Here is a 15,907-nt window from a genome sequence, read left to right on the forward strand (position 1 = left end):
GACGAAACCACCTATTTTTAGGTGGTTTTTCTCTATTGCCTAAAATTTTTAACCACACCATGTTCCAAGATTGTCTTAAATAACTGTTCTAATGCAAAGTCCTTACTGAGATATTTTCGAGCAAACTTTTCTGTTTCACCCACAATCCTTTTATAAGCTACTTCGTCCTCATTAAGCCATGAGATTTTAGGAATCAAATCCGATAAGGTTCCTTTTACCGGAACATAATGTTTATACGGAATCATGTAAGGATAGAAAAATTCCTCGTATTTTCGATCTACAATGAAAGACGGGTCGCTTCAAATGCATAAGCAGCTTTTAACCTGGAACTGTAACCTTTCCCCTGAATATCGATTAGAAACTTGTATTTGGCATGTTCGGGAATCGGTACATAAGCGGTAGCATCCCGTACGTTATATCCAGTATCAGACCCATTATTGTTCCATTCCATTCCGATTGCCTTTATATATTGGGGATATCTTTCAGAAAATCCGAGAAGTTTTTTTCGAATTCGATGGTTGTTCACATCTCCAATCCAGAAACAATGCTCATCCTCATAGGGCAGTTCAGCTTTTTCCCTGCATTGCGTTATCAACGTATCCCAATCTTGAACTCCGGGCTCGAGACCATGACCATAAACGAAATCGGGTATCGGCAGGATTTTTTCTTTCAGCCTTTCTGTCGTATTATTCGCAAATACTGGTCCTTGGCGAAGATGTTTCAGGGCATCATCCGCTCTGTCTCCAGAATGAAAATTGAACGTTAATTGCTTATCCAAAAAATATTTTTCGTATCGCTCGAACATTTCTTCCAAAAAAGAAAGGAAAGACTCATGCCTTGCCCCCCATCCTCCATGATCCTTGATTTTAAGTTTTGGATAGGTTCCCGATAATTGGATCAGTTCTTTCATGAAAGACACTCCTTAAAACGAAAAAGAAGATAACTATAACGAAGTATATGCAAAAATAGTCAATTGGACACTGTACCAGCCCATGCTTCTGAACACTTGAATACGATCTATCAGCTTTACGCGAGCAGCCGTTTACATCCTGCTATCAATCAATTGGTTCTTTCCCCTTCGTCGCCTACACATCTGTATATGTGCGGAATACATTAAACTATCAGGATTGCGGCTAAAGGAGTGTAGGGGTGTGCTTGAATATGGCAAAGAACGGATTTTGATCATTGCTCCACATGCAGACGATGAAGTGCTTGGCTGTGGTGGGCTGATAGAAAAGGCTGTTAAATACGGTAATGATGTGAAAGTGGTCATTGCTGCGGTGGGGGATATCGTATTTGAGCATAAGAAGGATGGGGAGACCACTTTGGCACAAACGCGCATCAGCGAACTGCACGATGCTCTGATGCATTTAGGATGCTCCCATTACGAAATTCTTTATGACGATAAGGAAAGCAAACTGGATACCATTCCTTTGAATGAAATCGTAACAAGACTGGATAAGATCATCGCCTTATTCCAACCAACCATGGTATTCATACCATATCCGAGCTACCATCAGGATCATCAGGTATTGTTCCAGGCTTCAATGGCGTCCTTACGTCCTGACCCGAGAAAACAAATAAAACTTGTTGCCATGTATGAATACCCGCTAATTGTTTGGCAGTATCCAAAGATCAATGATGTAGGAGAGCTATTTCTTGATATAAGCAACTCGATTGAACTGAAACTCGAAGCATTCTGTAAGCATCAATCACAAATGAGGGATCCGAAACATTTGATTTCCCCTGAAAATGTAAAGCGATGGGCAGCTGTTCGAGGGATGGAAGCGGGGGTCGATTATGCAGAAAAATATCATCTTTTACGTTCCGTCATACTGTGATTGTCGATTGGAAGATGAGGTTTCATGAAGGTTTTGATAACAGGAGGATGTGGGTTCATCGGTTCTCATCTAGCGGACTTCTTAGCTTTGCAGGAATACAAGGTTATCGTCGTTGATAATTTTTGCTCTGGTCATCATATTTCTTCAAATTCACTTATAACCTACATTGAAAAGGACTGTGTCAAAGACGGATTGGATCAAGTTTTCTTAAACGAGAAACCTGATTATGTCATTCATTTAGCCGCACAGGTTGATGTGAAAAAGTCGATGAATTATCCCGTTTTTGATGCTGAACTGAATGTTCTTGGTACGATTCGGATTCTTGATTTGTGCCGCAAGTATTCCGTGAAGAAATTCGTGTTTGCATCAACATCAGCGGTATATGGCGACTATGGTGATGCATCTGTTCATGAGGATGTCGAGCTCCGCCCCGTTTCGTTTTATGGGGTATCCAAACTTGCATCCGAAAAATACATTGATCAATTCGCTTCTCATTTCGGGTTGTCTTATGCGATCTTCAGGTACTCGAACGTGTATGGCCCTAGACAGCGTTCAGACAATGAAGGGGGAGTCATACCTATTTTCATCAGACAGCTCTCCAATAACAGAAATCCGATCATTTTTGGAGATGGAAACCAGACGCGTGATTTTATCCACATCAGTGATGTCGTCCATGCAAACTACCTTGCCCTGAACACGAAAAAAAATATACTTGCAAATATCAGTAGCAATACAACGAATTCCATCAACGATTTATGTTCAATTCTATCCACACATTTTAACGATGCTAAAGCTCCTATCCAAATCGAACATCGCTCCGGTGATATTTTGCACAGCCAGTTGGATAATACCAAGGCAAAAATGCTTCTTGATTGGGAGCCGCGGGTTACCCTTACACAGGGAATCAAACTGACGGTGGATGCTTATACAAAAGAAAATGGTCGGTAAAGGGAGGTAGTTCATGAAATGATGAATTATTCAATCAGACCGGCGAGTCGACAGTTTGGATTTGACAGGGGACAGCCGGTCGATCGATATTACATTGAGCAATTTTTAAAAGAGCAAAGACACGTCATAAAAGGGAATGTGTTGGAGATTGGTGAAAATCGGTATACAAAAGAGTTTGGGACCGATGTAGCTTCCCTCAATATTCTGGATATCGATAATTATCCAGGTGTCACGATTGTCGCCAATCTTGAAACAGGAGAAAATATTCCAGAATCAACATATGACTGCTTTATACTCACCCAAGTCATCCACATCCTGTACGATGTGAAGACTGCGATAAGGAATGCGGTGAGAGTACTGAAACCTGGAGGGTCATTGATTGTAACTGTCCCTGGACTTAGTCAAAGCTGCAGGACGAAAGAGTATGGAGACTACTGGCGTTTTACAAGTATGTCGTTTGAGAGACTGCTGTCAGAAACAAGTTCTGTTGAAAATGTGGATATGAACAGCTATGGAAATTTGGCAACAGCCCAGGCTTTCTTAGATGGTAGAGCTGCCCATGAGATTCCGAGGGGATATTTTACTTATAAAGATCCTCAGTATGAACTGGTTATGGCAGCGGTTGTGACAAAAAGCAGCCAGCTTGAAAAGGGAGACGAGGTACATGGATAAGAGTGAAGTCACTGTTTTGACCGCTTCGTATAATCCAGGTTCCTTTCTCAAACAAGCAATCGACAGTGTCCGGTCTCAAACCTATTCCGGTTGGCGGCACATCATTATCGATGATGCATCAACTGATGATAGTCTTTCTTTAATATCGGATCACCTCCAAGACCCCCGTGTCCTGCTGCTGCGAAACAAGCAAAACCTTGGTCAATCTAAAGCTCAGAATCGCGGGTTGGAACATGTAGATACCCCTTACATCCTGATGCTTGATAGTGATGATTGGTTATTTCCCTATACAATTGAAGTATTACTCGAAGAAACAAAGAAAGTTTCAGAGGATGTAGCTTTGATTTGCGGTAATAAACAGGTGATTTATGAATATGGAGGTAAGGTTCTCGGTCAGGTGTCTGAGACTTGGGGGCAAACTTTTGATGATCGATATACGTTTATATTGGCTAACTATGTACCTTACCCGAGACTTTATCGGACATCTGCACTTTTGAAAGTAGGCGGGTGGCCTACAGATGATCCATATGAAGGAAGGTATCTGGAGGATCGCAGGATGGATGTGAAACTGATCGAGCATTACAAGATCCATTGGATTGATCGAATGCTTTACAATTATCGGAAGAGGGAAGACAGCTTATCGGCAAAATTCAGTCAAATAAACGATATGATCGAATGGAATATCAGAGATGCTCTCAAGCGTTGGGGCGATCACTACGAGCCTGTTTTTCAAATAAAGAACGGGACGAAAAAACTTGAGAGATTAAACCCTTTAAATGAATGATGGGGGGATAATACATGAAGGCAGATGTGACTGTTTTAATTCCATTCTTTAATCCAGGTGTAAGGTTTTTGAAAAAAGCTGTCGATAGTGTGTTCATACAAACCTACAATCAATGGAAAATCATATTTGTTGATGATGCATCAACGGATCAATCACTTAAAGGGATAAAGGAGTATATTGATGATCCGAGGATTACACTCCTTACGAATCATGTGAACCTCGGCCAATCGAAAGCTCAAAATGTCGGTCTGGATGCCGTTGATACGCCGTATATCATAAAGCTCGATAGCGATGATTGGTTTTTTCCTGATACGATCGAGGTCATGATGGAGAAGATCAAGTCGCTTCCAGAAAATGTAGGGTTATTATGGGGGAACAAGACGGATATATATGAGGATCGTGAGGGGGACATTTGCCTCAGAGTGCCAAGAATAGGCGGGGAGTCACACAGTGACAAGTACAAGTTTCTTCTATCCAATCTCGTCCCCTTTCCACGCTTTTATCGAACAAACGCCTTACGGGAGGTTGGGGGTTGGCCTACAGACGATCCGTGGGATGGAAGGGTCATGGAAGATCGAAGAATCGATGTGAGACTGATCGAACGTTTTGAAATACACTGGATGGATGCGATGTTATATAACTACCGGCAACATCCGTTCAATGCGACGAAAAATCTCGATTTATATAATGAGGTCTTTGAATGGCACATCTATGACACATTGAAAAGATGGGGAAATGAATATGAGCCGATCTTCAAATACCGATGTGGCTGGAAACAACTAGCCGAACTTAAGCCTGTGAAAAAAAAGAAAAGTTTATTCGATTGAAGCATATAGTAGAGTACCTTGATTTTGGAGAGGATATTGGTGAAAGTGGATTGGCTTGTAATCGGAGCGGGATTTTCTGGATGTGTACTTGCCGAGCGGATTGCTAAAGAATTGGATCAAAAAGTGATGATTATCGAGAAGAGGGACCATATCGGTGGGAATGCGTATGATTGCTATGATGCGAATGATATTCTTGTGCATAAATATGGCCCCCATCTCTTTCACACCAACTCTAAAAAGGTTTGGGACTACCTGTCCACATTTACCGAGTGGACACCGTATCAACACCGTGTTCTGGCCGTTGTGGAAGGAAGGAAGGTCCCTGTTCCATTCAACCTGAATTCACTGGAAATTTTGTTTCCGAAAACCTACTCGGAAAAAATGGAGAGGCTTTTAATTGAAAAATATGGTCTTGGAAGCAAAGTTCCGATTTTAACATTGAAAAAGGATCAACAAGAAGAGATTAGAAACTTTGCAAACTACGTTTATCAAAACATTTTCCTTGGTTACACATCAAAACAGTGGGGGATGAAACCCGAAGAGCTGGACCCATCCGTAACAGGGAGAGTCCCTGTGTATATCAGCAAGGATGATCGGTACTTCCAGGATAAGTATCAAGCCGTTCCAAAACACGGTTATACGGAAATGTTTCGAAATATGCTCAAACATCCGAACATAAAACTGTTACTGAATACGGATATAAAGGAAATTGAAGGTGTATTCGGGGATGCAAAAAAAATCTATACAGGACCGATCGACTCCTACTTCAACTATAAACATGGTACCCTTCCTTATCGGAGTTTGAAGTTCAACCCTCTGTATTATGGGGATCGGGAAACTTTCCAGGAAACGGCACAGGTCAACTATCCGAACGATTTCGATTTTACGAGAATGACAGAATATAAGAAAATCACGGGGCAAAATGTTCCGGGGACGACAGTAATCATTGAACAAGCGTGTCCATATCACCCAGAAATGAATGAACCTTATTATCCGATTCCTAAGAAAGAATATCATCAGCTGTACCGGAAATATGCAGAGGAAGCGAAAGCATTACAAGGAAAGGTTTTCTTTATCGGAAGACTGGCAGAATACAAGTATTACAATATGGATCAGGTCGTCGCTAGAGCGCTCCATGTTTTTGAAAAGGAGGTCCAACCGATCTATTCCGACTAGAAGAAAGGAGCGGACCCACGAGGTTCGTTCCTTACTCATATTTTCCAAGCTGTCGTCGGTATTCCGCGATCGTCCTCTTTAACCCTTCTTGGAGGTCGATTTCAGGCTTCCAGTCCAATTGTTTCATAGCTTTGGAGATATCTGGACACCGGATTTGCGGATCATCTATAGGAAGGTCCTTAAAGACAATCGGGCTGCATGATCCTGTCAGTTTTTTGATGAGTTCCGCCACTTCCAATATTGTATATTCTTCCGGGTGCCCGATGTTATATATTTCCCCGGTGGCGCATTCCGTTCCCATCATCTTTTGGAAGCCTCTTATTGTATCATCTACATAGCAAAACGAGCGAGTTTGCATTCCATCCCCATAAATTGTTAGTTCTTTATTCGTAAGTGCTTGAGTGACAAGGTTGGAAATGACCCGTCCATCGTATTGCGCGAGTCCGGACGAATACGTGTTGAATATTCTTGCAACCGTCACTTTCGTATCGAACTCGGTATGATACAAATAACAGTAAACTTCACCAAGCCTTTTGGATTCATCGTAACACGCTCTTGGTCCGCAAGTAGTTACATTTCCACGATATGTTTCAGGCTGCGGGTGCACGAGGGGGTCGCCGTATATTTCACTCGTACTCGAATAAAGCAGTTTAGCCCCCGTTCTTTTTGCTAATTCAAGCATGTTCTTCGTTCCGATCGTATTTACTGAAATCGTTCCTAGCGGGTCTTTTTGATACATTTTCGGTGAAGCGGGTGAAGCGAGGTGATAGATCTCCTCTACATTTTGAAGGATTTCCAGATCGATCAATGGTTCTGAACAAATGTCTCCTTCGATGAAAGTGAAATTCGGATATGAGGTCAGTCTTTTAACTTTTTCCATCCTTCCTGTTGAAATGTTATCGATTCCGGTTACGGAATAGCCATTATCAGTAAGTAAGGTTTTTGCTAAACAGCTACCAAGAAAACCGGCTACACCAGTGATTACCGCCTGTTTCATGATTTCCCTCCAATCAGATGACTTAAACCGGCTCACCATAATTGGCATTCTATACATATAATGTCAATAAAGGTTGAGGCATCTAGTTCAAACTATGTCAGCGATAGTCATTGTGTTTGGGCACGGTACAAATCATGAAGGAGGTGCTGCTGTGATTTTGGTAACAGGTGGAGCGGGTTATATCGGCAGCAATATGGTAAGAAACCTGGTCAAGAACGGTTATGAAGTGGTCGTGTTGGATAATTTATCTACAGGTCATAAGGAGGCCGTACATCCAGATGCCATTTTCATTGAAGGGGATCTTCAAGATCGGGAAAGCCTGAAGACAGTCTTTTATAATCACCAGATTGAAGCCGTCATGCATTTCGCAGCCAATTGCTATGTAGGCGAGTCTGTCCTTCAACCACAAAAATATTATGAAAACAATGTGATTGGTTTCATCCATCTACTCAATGAAATGATTGAAGCGAAGGTGACTAGACTTGTTTTTTCATCCTCATGTGCGGTTTACGGGATACCGAAACAATCTGTCATTGATGAAAACACTGAAAGGGAACCTATATCTCCGTATGGTCGGACAAAGATGATCGCAGAAAAAGTGATCGAGGATTATAGCGAGGCTTATGGATTGAAGCATTGTATTTTAAGATATTTCAATGTTACTGGAGCTGATCTGGATGGTGTGCTTGGTGAGGATCATCAACCAGAAACCCACCTCATTCCGAACATTTTACAACATCTTCAAGGAAAGTCACATGCGGTAAGCGTATATGGAGTTGACTATGACACACCTGATGGTACATGTATACGTGATTATATCCATGTTTCAGACCTTGTTGAGGCACACTATTTGTCCCTAAAGAAGATCCTCGGTAACCCTCCTGAAAACAGAGTATATAATTTAGGAAACGGTCGGGGATATTCAATAAAAGAAATCATACAGATGTGTGAGAAGGTAACAGGAAAGAAAGCACGAGTCATAGTGGAAAAGCGTAGACCAGGTGACCCGCCGCGGTTGATTGCCAGCATCCAGAAAGCCGTAACAGAACTCAAGTGGAATCCGAAAAATGACATGCAGTCTATCATTCAATCCGCATGGGATTGGTTTTGTAAACATCCAGATGGATATGAAGGTGAGAAAAGATGATTTCCGTCATTACATGTACGATGAGAGATGCTTGTATGAAAAATGTATTCGAAAATTATGAACGTCAACAGTTTGAAAAGAAAGAATTAATCATCTATTTGACGAGAGAAGATATGGATCGATCAAAATGGGAAGAAGAGTCTAGTCGTTTTGACAATGTTTCAGTATTTCAAGTGAGTGAACGCATTTCACTCGGAGCCTGCTTGAATAAGGCGGTACAACAAGCAAGGTATGATCTCATTGCAAACTTCGAGGATGATGATTATTATTCACCGAATTATTTGAGCGAATCGAACGCTGTATTGATTCAGTCAGGTGCAGATATCATAGGGAAAACAACCGTTTATCTCTATATGCCCGATAGAAAGATGCTAACGGAATTCAATTCGAACAATGAGCATCAATTTGTAAACGATCAAAAAAGGATTGGAAGCCAGTATTTACAGGGTGGCACTATATTTTTCAAGAAGGAGATCATCAATGACGTTCCATTTCGAGATCAAGTACGTGAATTGGATCGTCTGTTTTGTCAGGACTGTGTAGCGAAAGGATTTAAAGTCTATTCTGCGGGGAAAGAGAGTTTCGTCTATATCCGGAATGATACGGATGGAAATCACACGTGGAAGGTTCCGAACGATCTGATCATGAATGTAAGCCGATTGGTCGCTTATACCGATGATTTCAGGCCATATATAGCTACAAAGGACATCGAGGGGGAGAACGGTTGATTTCCGTCATAACATGCACGAACAAACAGGATTGTCTTTCAACGATACTTCAAAATTACATGCGGCAAACCTGGCAACATAAAGAGTTGATCCTCATATTGAACAATGATGATTTGGATTTTGACGAATGGAAACAAAGCCTTTCACATATTCCGAACATATCAATCTATCAATTAAGCCAGGAGAAAACATTGGGGGAATGTCTGAATTACGGTGTATCGAAATCAAAGTATAACTATATTGCTAAATTTGATGATGATGACTATTATTCAAAGCACTACTTGAAGGATAGCATTCGTACATTGAGAGAATCTCAGGCGAAGGTGGTAGGGAAAACAACCATCTATATGTACTTTGAAGAAGATCAATCTCTTCAACTGTATAACCCATACAAATATGCTCCGGATTCAGAAAAAATAAGCGAGAACCAATATGATCGGAAGGTAATGATGGGGGGAACACTTTTCTTTGAAAAGAAGATTCAAAGGGTTGTCCCTTTTCAGTCCACGAGTATAGGGGAAGATGCGAAATTTTGTGAAGATTGTCTGAACAATGATATTCCGATCTACTCCGGATCCAAGGATAATTACGTTTATATAAGAAAATCTAATGACGCCCACACATGGAAGATCCAAAACCAAAAGCTTAGACGTTTTTGCACGCATTTGATCAAGACAGATCACTTTCAAGCGTATCTCTTTGATGAATAAGTAAGGGGAGTTGACGGAAGTCACTCCCCTTTTACTAGGAATATGAGTTAAGCGACGATACGAATTGCATCGATCTTACGACAGTCTACAATAAATGGATAGTCTTCATCCAGGAACGTTACACAGCAATCTTTTTTATCAAAGCATGCGAAAACGAGGTTCGGAAATTCTTCTCCGTCGAGGATTATGTCTACAACATCTCCAGTTCGAAGATCACGTAGTTGATCACAAGCACAGCTATCACATTTGTCACGATCTCTGTCACGTACGCCTCCTACTGCGTCGTTACAGCCACAATCATTATTAAATAAACTCATAATATTTTTTCCTCCTTTAATAAATGATATATGCACCCCACAATGCATAATTAAGGGTTACTATACTATATTGCACTGGACTTCCATTTGAATGGGTCAAGACCTACAGAACGTAAAAATGTTTGTTCGCCTTGTCCGCATACAACCATTTCTCGTTGTATAGGTATGATTGTCCATACAGTTGTCCTTTGACTTCATACATATAAGTAAGTATCAATCGGTGCTTCTTTATAGTTAAAGGAGTGGAAGTATGGCCAGTACAAAACTCGTTTTTTTACGTTCCTTAATTGGAACACCGCTTACTGAAGCAATCTACGAAAGTAAATGGAGAAATAATTCTTACGAATGTTATTTTAATTGATGTCGGAATGGACTGGAGCTTATTCAGGCAAAGTGGGTCCGGTGGATTGGGAGAAGTTTGGGTCCCTAACCGGAATATTTGCGCGATCGTCGTTTAACAACCATGAGGGGAGGCCGACTGGGTCGACCCCTCTGTACTTATTACTTTTCAGAGGTGGGATGTTTTTGAGGAAGTTAAATGTTTTGTTCATTACAAAATACATGCGATCATTTATTGAAAAGAGCACATTTTATCTCGGAGAAGAATTACAAGAGTTATGTAATCTGATGTACTGGTATGAAGATGGCAATTTGCCTGATATCATTCATCAGGTTCCTGTACGGCCTGATTTTATTCTTTTTAATGATCAAAAACCGGATTATTGTCCATGGATACGCCATGTTGATAAAGTAACAATACCAAAAGGAACCCTCGTGCATGACCTTCATTATCGAATCCCGAGACGAAAAAAAATGTATCAAATAGATCAAATCGAGCATCTCTTCGTTCAATACCGTGATGCATTTTTGAAATGGTATCCGGAGTACAAAGATCAGATGATCTGGTTACCGCATCATGTGCCGCAGAACATTTTCAAGGAATATAAACAACCAAAACAAATTAACCTGCTAATGGTTGGGATCTTATTAGAGTATGTTTATCCATTAAGAGTGGCAATGCATAATCGGTTTCGTAACGAACCTGGATTTATGTATGTTCAGCACCCTGGTTATCGAAATATCCCCGAGAATAGAAAAAGTATTCCGACAGGTGTATCTTATGCAAAAATACTTAACCAATCGAAAGTTTTTTTGACATGCGATTCGATATACCAATTTCCACTATTAAAATATTTTGAAGCTGCAGCTTGTGGAACATTGCTACTTGCACCAGGATCGGAAGAGTTAAGAGAACTAGGTTTTATTGATGGGGAAACATTTGTAGACGTCAATGAAAAAACATTTTATGATAAAGCGTTGTATTTCCTACAACATGCCGAAGAACGTGAGCGTATTGCAAAAAAGGCTAAACAAATGATCCAACAAAGGCATACAACCAAAATTAGAGCAAAGCAACTTTTAACTTATATTGAACAGATTGTTTCTAAAGATAAAGGTGAAAGACATGTTTAAAAAAAAGATTCCTAAGGTCTCAATCGTCATTCCATTTTTTAATTGTCCATACATCGATCGAGCGATTCAGAGTGCATTAGATCAGTCCTACCGTAACTGTGAAGTGATCGTTGTCGATGACGGATCGACAGATCAAAGTGAACGAATCAAACCGTTCATGAGTAAAATCAATTATATACGGAAGGATAATGGCGGCACAGCTACCGCATTAAATGCGGGAATCCGTTATGCTACAGGGGAGTATTTCTCCTGGTTAAGCTCAGATGATCTCTACCATCCTGAAAAAATCGCACGTCAACTTCAGTTTATGATGGATAAAAATGCGGTTATTTGTTACGGAAACTACCATTTGATAAACGAACGAGATCGGGTTACAAATGAGTCGATCGGACTAGGATACAAAACTAAATGGCATTTTATGAGAGCGATGCGTTCTGGTTGCGTTATAAACGGTTGTACGGTGATGGCGCAGATTTCCGCAATAAAATCGGCAGGAATGTTTGATGAATCATTACCTTATACCCATGATTATGATTTATGGTTGAGGATGCTATTTTCCTACGATTTCTTTTACTTCGAAGAGCCGTTAGTTTACTACAGGGTACATGGCAATATGGGGTCTCAAAGGCATAAAGAAATCATTCCATTTGAGATTCGCACGGTTAAAAGGCGTCATCGAGATCAATTGAGTCGATTGATCAATATGAATGCGCGAGGACGACAGGTGCGTAATTTACGAAGGCACTAAAAGGGTTGGTTCATCGGGGTGAGACGTCGTGGTAACTCTATTAAATGTTAAGAAATAAGCAGTGTCTACTGTTTTAGTAGGCTTGTTTCACTTGTTTATACATTAAGAATAGTATCGGTACATTTAGGCGATTGCCAGACTGAGGTTCGGCAATTGCCAGTTTTCTTTACACGTTAGGAAAGTATAACTTTTCAGCAAGAAGAATTACCGACGTTGGAGAAAAGTGTACGTCCCAAGTATAAGTGCAACTAGGGCGATCTCCTACACTAAGGCTTGGCGCTAGCCGAGTTTTCTTTATTGGGTAATATTTAATAGTGTTTGGTACATATTCAAAAATTCCTTCGTATAACGGTGAGGTGAGAACATTTTTGTTATATGTGCGAGTGCATTTTTGGTCAATTGATTCCGTAATCCCTTATCTCTGAGTAGTCGATCCCCTTTCTCAAAAGCTTCCGCGATTTTGTCATGATCATAGTACAGTCCTGTTACATCGTCGATAATAATACTCTTGATACCATCTGAGTCTGTTGAAAGTACCGGACAGCGACAGCTCATCGCTTCGACTAATGAATATCCGAACCCTTCAACATGAGAAGTCGAACACAGAAATCCACCCGAATCAGCGATCTCGGAAAGTCGTACTGCCATTGAATCGTTTGTAACCGAATTGAAGACAGACAAACGGCTCTTCAGGTTAAGCCTATCGATCATCCTCTCAAACTGCATTTGTTGGGTTTGTTTAGTAAGTGTGTGATCGATGAACATCCATAACTTCAGGTCAGGATGAGCTTGACAAAGTCGTTCTCCGATCTTTAAAAACGCCTTCCAATTCTTATTCTTTTCAATTCGACCAACCCAACCAACAATAGGTAAGTTCACAGGAGAACCAGAACGATAATGAAAAGTTTCTAAATCAAAACAATTGTGGAATGAGAATTGGGGTAATCCAGGTAGGTATTTAGTCGTTAGATTAGCAAGATGCTGAGTTTTCGGGTATAGAAGTCCGTCAGCATAATGAAGGATCATTGGTGCAGCCTTGGTTAAATAGCGGCGGGCTTGATTTATATTGCCAAGACCTTGATTTTCATAAACGAGAATACCTTTATAACCGGATGCTTTGATTGTACGAAGTAATAGATGATTTGAACAAACAACGATAAGGTCATAGTTTTGTTTTTTAATTAAAGAAATAATGTCAGCTGGTTGTTTCAAGATATAGGATTGTATATTTACAATATTCTGGTGCCCAGATCCAGTATCTTGATAAAGAAGATGACATGTGATGCCACACTTTGATAATGCTTTTATCCGATGCCGATTGAGCGTCTCGACACCGCCACTTGAAATATAGAAAACAAATAACACTCTCATAACTACACCTCTAATAAATTGTTTATACAAAATTAATTGTACGCTAGACGTCTAGGTTTTGATTGTACATTTATATAAAATCAAGTGATGTTGTCCAACCAACAGAAGAATTTAAACATATATATGTATGTATATAATTTTCATTTATCAATCAATTAGAAAGGTTGAACTTCGATGAATGTCCCTGTAAACCATACATTACCTCCTTTTTTGTTAAATTCAATTCCAAAAAGCGGTACGCATTTATTAAAACAACTCCTGCTTGGTATTCCAGGAATTCAGCACCACCCCGACAAAGGTATGTTCGGTCATTATGAATATCAAACGGAAATACAGATCAATCGAGCAAGAAATCTTCCAAACAATGAATTTATTAATGGACATTTATACTACTCTAAAAAATGGGAACACTTTTTCCATGATATGAACATGAAACAAATCTTTGTCATACGTGATCCACGTGATGTGGTCATCTCTTATGCATACTTCATACCAAAACTTCCAATACATCCTTTATATACTACATTTACCCAAAAAGGATTTACACATCGTGACCGTATTAAATTTTTAATAGAAGGTGGACAGCCAACCGATCCCAAAAAAGCATACCAACCAAACGTTCAAGACTGGTTTACTAGTTTTTCCGATTGGATGGATAAGGATAATGTCCTGACGATTCGTTTTGAAGAGCTCCTGTCATCACCATTTAAAAAAATCCAGACAGTAAATAAGATTATCCAGTTCTTGTGGGAGGATCGACCGGTTCCATTTACTTCACCGATTCTAGTCGGAAAAATGATACAAAACATAAATCCGACAACATCACCAACCTATCGAAAAGGGAAGATAGGAGGTTGGAGAGAGGAATTTGATGATGAATTAAAAAGAACATTTAAAATAATTGCAGGTGATCTTTTGATTGCTCTTAATTATGAAACAAATCAAAATTGGTAACCTTAGAGTATGGACAAGTGCCGTTTTTTCACTTTCAGCTGATATTCTAGTAGCTTGTCTATACTTATTGTAAATAAGTTTCATAGGTTATTACATGGATAATCGATCCTTGCATGTGAAAGGGGTTAAGAATGAAAATTGTAACGATACTTGGCACAAGGCCAGAAATAATCCGATTAAGCCTTATTATCAAAAAGCTTGATCAATGGGCTGATAAACATACTCTTATACACACCGGTCAGAATTTTCACTACGAATTGAACGAAATTTTTTTCAAAGAGCTGGATTTAAGATTACCAGATTATATTTTACAAACAAAACAGCAATCATTGGGTCAACAGCTTGCTACGATGTTTGAAAAGATAGAACAGATTCTCATAGAAGAGCAACCAGATAAAGTACTTGTACTAGGTGATACGAATAGTGCACTCAGTGCGATTCTGGCTGAGAGGATGGGGATACCTGTCATCCATATGGAGGCTGGGAACCGGTGTTTTGATTTAACTGTTCCTGAAGAGAAAAACAGAAGAGTGATCGATACAATCTCAACGTATAACCTTCCTTATACCCCTAATAGTAAAGACAATTTGATCAAGGAACGCATCCCATCCAACCGTATTTTATTATTTGGAAATCCCATTTATGAAGTGTTGCAATCTGTCGATGGAAACATTGCAGACAGCACCATATTAACAAAGCTTCAACTTACCTCTAAAGACTACTTTCTCGTCACTACACATCGAGCTGAAAATGTAGATAACCCGGAACGGTTACGGGAAATTTTTGAAGGGTTGAATATCATAGCAGAGCGTTTTAATAAGCCTGTAATATGCAGCATCCATCCCCGTACAAAACAAAAGCTTGAAAAACTAACGGATCTTAAGCACCATCCACTTGTTCGTTTTTTTGATCCCTTTGGTTTTTTCGATTTCGTCCACCTGGAGAAACATGCTTATTGTGTTCTGACTGACAGCGGTACTGTTCAGGAAGAATGCTGTATTTTCCAAGTACCAACCGTAACCATTCGAAAAAGTACAGAACGTCCTGAAACGGTAGATTGTGGTAGCAATGTTGTCTCTGGATTAAATCGAAAACGTATAGCTAGTGCAGTTTCTCTTATGATAACTAATCAGGCGGACTGGGATTGCCCTGTTGGTTATTTGGAAAAAGACGTTTCACAAAAGGTTGTGCAATTTTTATTAGGAGGTCACTAA

Annotated in this window: 18 protein-coding genes; 13 read left to right on the plus strand and 5 right to left on the minus strand. The window is 40.0% G+C overall.

Going from position 1 to position 15,907, the window contains the following annotated elements:
- Positions 1–32 precede the first annotated feature (32 nt).
- Both MOJ78_RS20925 and MOJ78_RS08690 read right to left on the minus strand, forming a co-directional pair.
- A complete protein-coding gene (locus MOJ78_RS20925; protein ID WP_370529782.1) occupies positions 33–245 on the minus strand; it encodes a glycosyl transferase family 90 in 213 nt (70 codons plus the stop codon).
- A 32-nt stretch (positions 246–277) separates the two neighbouring features.
- Entirely contained in the window at positions 278–910 is a 633-nt protein-coding gene (locus tag MOJ78_RS08690; protein ID WP_304980791.1) for a glycosyl transferase family 90, read from the minus strand.
- Positions 911–1,151: 241 nt separating this feature from the next.
- On the opposite strand from MOJ78_RS08690, the gene MOJ78_RS08695 reads away from it, so the two are divergent.
- From MOJ78_RS08695 to glf, 6 genes are read left to right on the plus strand one after another with little or no spacing between them, the layout of a single operon-like run.
- Positions 1,152–1,841, plus strand: a complete 690-nt coding sequence (locus tag MOJ78_RS08695) for a PIG-L deacetylase family protein (RefSeq protein WP_304980792.1) — start codon at positions 1,152–1,154, stop codon at positions 1,839–1,841.
- Between the two features lie 24 nt (positions 1,842–1,865).
- Positions 1,866–2,789, plus strand: a complete 924-nt coding sequence (locus tag MOJ78_RS08700; RefSeq protein WP_304980793.1) for an NAD-dependent epimerase/dehydratase family protein — start codon at positions 1,866–1,868, stop codon at positions 2,787–2,789.
- Positions 2,790–2,807: 18 nt separating this feature from the next.
- The gene (locus MOJ78_RS08705) at positions 2,808–3,461 is read left to right on the plus strand and encodes a methyltransferase domain-containing protein (RefSeq protein WP_304980794.1); all 654 of its coding nucleotides are present in this window, start codon (positions 2,808–2,810) and stop codon (positions 3,459–3,461) included.
- On the plus strand, positions 3,454–4,245 hold the full coding sequence (locus tag MOJ78_RS08710; RefSeq protein ID WP_304980795.1) for a glycosyltransferase family 2 protein: 792 nt from the start codon (positions 3,454–3,456) through the stop codon (positions 4,243–4,245). Before MOJ78_RS08705 ends, MOJ78_RS08710 begins: the two co-directional genes overlap by 8 nt.
- A gap of 14 nt (positions 4,246–4,259) precedes the next feature.
- Positions 4,260–5,072, plus strand: coding sequence for a glycosyltransferase family 2 protein (locus tag MOJ78_RS08715; RefSeq protein ID WP_304980796.1), 813 nt, complete (start codon positions 4,260–4,262; stop codon positions 5,070–5,072).
- 39 nt (positions 5,073–5,111) lie between these two features.
- Positions 5,112–6,248: a UDP-galactopyranose mutase gene (gene glf, locus MOJ78_RS08720; protein ID WP_304980797.1), complete on the plus strand. Its 1,137-nt coding sequence runs from the start codon at positions 5,112–5,114 to the stop codon at positions 6,246–6,248.
- Positions 6,249–6,279: 31 nt separating this feature from the next.
- Here glf and MOJ78_RS08725 read toward each other — a convergent pair whose 3' ends face one another.
- Positions 6,280–7,245, minus strand: a complete 966-nt coding sequence (locus MOJ78_RS08725; RefSeq protein WP_304980798.1) for a GDP-mannose 4,6-dehydratase — start codon at positions 7,243–7,245, stop codon at positions 6,280–6,282.
- Positions 7,246–7,396: 151 nt separating this feature from the next.
- Here MOJ78_RS08725 and galE point away from each other — a divergent pair, with 151 nt between their 5' ends.
- Genes galE through MOJ78_RS08740 form a run of 3 tightly spaced genes read left to right on the plus strand, consistent with a single transcriptional unit; the run spans position 7,397 to position 9,830 of the window.
- Positions 7,397–8,392: a UDP-glucose 4-epimerase GalE gene (gene galE, locus MOJ78_RS08730; RefSeq protein WP_304980799.1), complete on the plus strand. Its 996-nt coding sequence runs from the start codon at positions 7,397–7,399 to the stop codon at positions 8,390–8,392.
- Entirely contained in the window at positions 8,389–9,120 is a 732-nt protein-coding gene (locus MOJ78_RS08735) for a glycosyltransferase (RefSeq protein WP_304980800.1), read from the plus strand. The genes galE and MOJ78_RS08735 overlap by 4 nt, the downstream gene beginning before the upstream one ends.
- Positions 9,117–9,830 (plus strand): glycosyltransferase family 2 protein, encoded by a 714-nt coding sequence (locus tag MOJ78_RS08740; RefSeq protein WP_304980801.1) that lies wholly within the window; start codon positions 9,117–9,119, stop codon positions 9,828–9,830. Before MOJ78_RS08735 ends, MOJ78_RS08740 begins: the two co-directional genes overlap by 4 nt.
- Before the next feature lie 47 nt (positions 9,831–9,877).
- Here MOJ78_RS08740 and MOJ78_RS08745 read toward each other — a convergent pair whose 3' ends face one another.
- On the minus strand, positions 9,878–10,147 hold the full coding sequence (locus MOJ78_RS08745) for a hypothetical protein (protein WP_304980802.1): 270 nt from the start codon (positions 10,145–10,147) through the stop codon (positions 9,878–9,880).
- 525 nt (positions 10,148–10,672) lie between these two features.
- Between MOJ78_RS08745 and MOJ78_RS08750 the strand changes: the two genes are divergently transcribed.
- Positions 10,673–11,620: a glycosyltransferase gene (locus MOJ78_RS08750; protein ID WP_304980803.1), complete on the plus strand. Its 948-nt coding sequence runs from the start codon at positions 10,673–10,675 to the stop codon at positions 11,618–11,620.
- A complete protein-coding gene (locus tag MOJ78_RS08755; protein ID WP_304980804.1) occupies positions 11,613–12,368 on the plus strand; it encodes a glycosyltransferase in 756 nt (251 codons plus the stop codon). Before MOJ78_RS08750 ends, MOJ78_RS08755 begins: the two co-directional genes overlap by 8 nt.
- 294 nt (positions 12,369–12,662) lie before the next feature.
- Here MOJ78_RS08755 and MOJ78_RS08760 read toward each other — a convergent pair whose 3' ends face one another.
- Positions 12,663–13,739, minus strand: coding sequence for a glycosyltransferase family 4 protein (locus MOJ78_RS08760; protein WP_304980805.1), 1,077 nt, complete (start codon positions 13,737–13,739; stop codon positions 12,663–12,665).
- Positions 13,740–13,913: 174 nt separating this feature from the next.
- Between MOJ78_RS08760 and MOJ78_RS08765 the strand changes: the two genes are divergently transcribed.
- On the plus strand, positions 13,914–14,693 hold the full coding sequence (locus MOJ78_RS08765; RefSeq protein WP_304980806.1) for a sulfotransferase domain-containing protein: 780 nt from the start codon (positions 13,914–13,916) through the stop codon (positions 14,691–14,693).
- 131 nt (positions 14,694–14,824) lie between these two features.
- Positions 14,825–15,907, plus strand: coding sequence for a non-hydrolyzing UDP-N-acetylglucosamine 2-epimerase (gene wecB / locus MOJ78_RS08770; protein ID WP_304980807.1), 1,083 nt, complete (start codon positions 14,825–14,827; stop codon positions 15,905–15,907).

This window comes from Alkalihalobacillus sp. AL-G (assembly GCF_030643805.1).
Classification (GTDB): domain Bacteria; phylum Bacillota; class Bacilli; order Bacillales; family Fictibacillaceae; genus Pseudalkalibacillus.

Excerpts from the sequence above, each read along its gene's own strand:
- MOJ78_RS08710 (WP_304980795.1), top strand. The coding sequence starts at position 3,454 with ATGGATAAGAGTGAAGTCACTGTTTTGACCGCTTCGTATAATCCAGGT.
- MOJ78_RS08755 (WP_304980804.1), top strand. The coding sequence starts at position 11,613 with ATGTTTAAAAAAAAGATTCCTAAGGTCTCAATCGTCATTCCATTTTTT.
- MOJ78_RS08690 (WP_304980791.1), bottom strand. The coding sequence starts at position 910 with ATGAAAGAACTGATCCAATTATCGGGAACCTATCCAAAACTTAAAATC.
- MOJ78_RS08725 (WP_304980798.1), bottom strand. The coding sequence starts at position 7,245 with ATGAAACAGGCGGTAATCACTGGTGTAGCCGGTTTTCTTGGTAGCTGT.
- MOJ78_RS08705 (WP_304980794.1), top strand. The coding sequence starts at position 2,808 with ATGATGAATTATTCAATCAGACCGGCGAGTCGACAGTTTGGATTTGAC.
- MOJ78_RS08700 (WP_304980793.1), top strand. The coding sequence starts at position 1,866 with ATGAAGGTTTTGATAACAGGAGGATGTGGGTTCATCGGTTCTCATCTA.
- MOJ78_RS20925 (WP_370529782.1), bottom strand. The coding sequence starts at position 245 with ATGATTCCGTATAAACATTATGTTCCGGTAAAAGGAACCTTATCGGAT.
- MOJ78_RS08735 (WP_304980800.1), top strand. The coding sequence starts at position 8,389 with ATGATTTCCGTCATTACATGTACGATGAGAGATGCTTGTATGAAAAAT.
- MOJ78_RS08745 (WP_304980802.1), bottom strand. The coding sequence starts at position 10,147 with ATGAGTTTATTTAATAATGATTGTGGCTGTAACGACGCAGTAGGAGGC.
- wecB (WP_304980807.1), top strand. The coding sequence starts at position 14,825 with ATGAAAATTGTAACGATACTTGGCACAAGGCCAGAAATAATCCGATTA.
- MOJ78_RS08715 (WP_304980796.1), top strand. The coding sequence starts at position 4,260 with ATGAAGGCAGATGTGACTGTTTTAATTCCATTCTTTAATCCAGGTGTA.
- MOJ78_RS08765 (WP_304980806.1), top strand. The coding sequence starts at position 13,914 with ATGAATGTCCCTGTAAACCATACATTACCTCCTTTTTTGTTAAATTCA.
- MOJ78_RS08760 (WP_304980805.1), bottom strand. The coding sequence starts at position 13,739 with ATGAGAGTGTTATTTGTTTTCTATATTTCAAGTGGCGGTGTCGAGACG.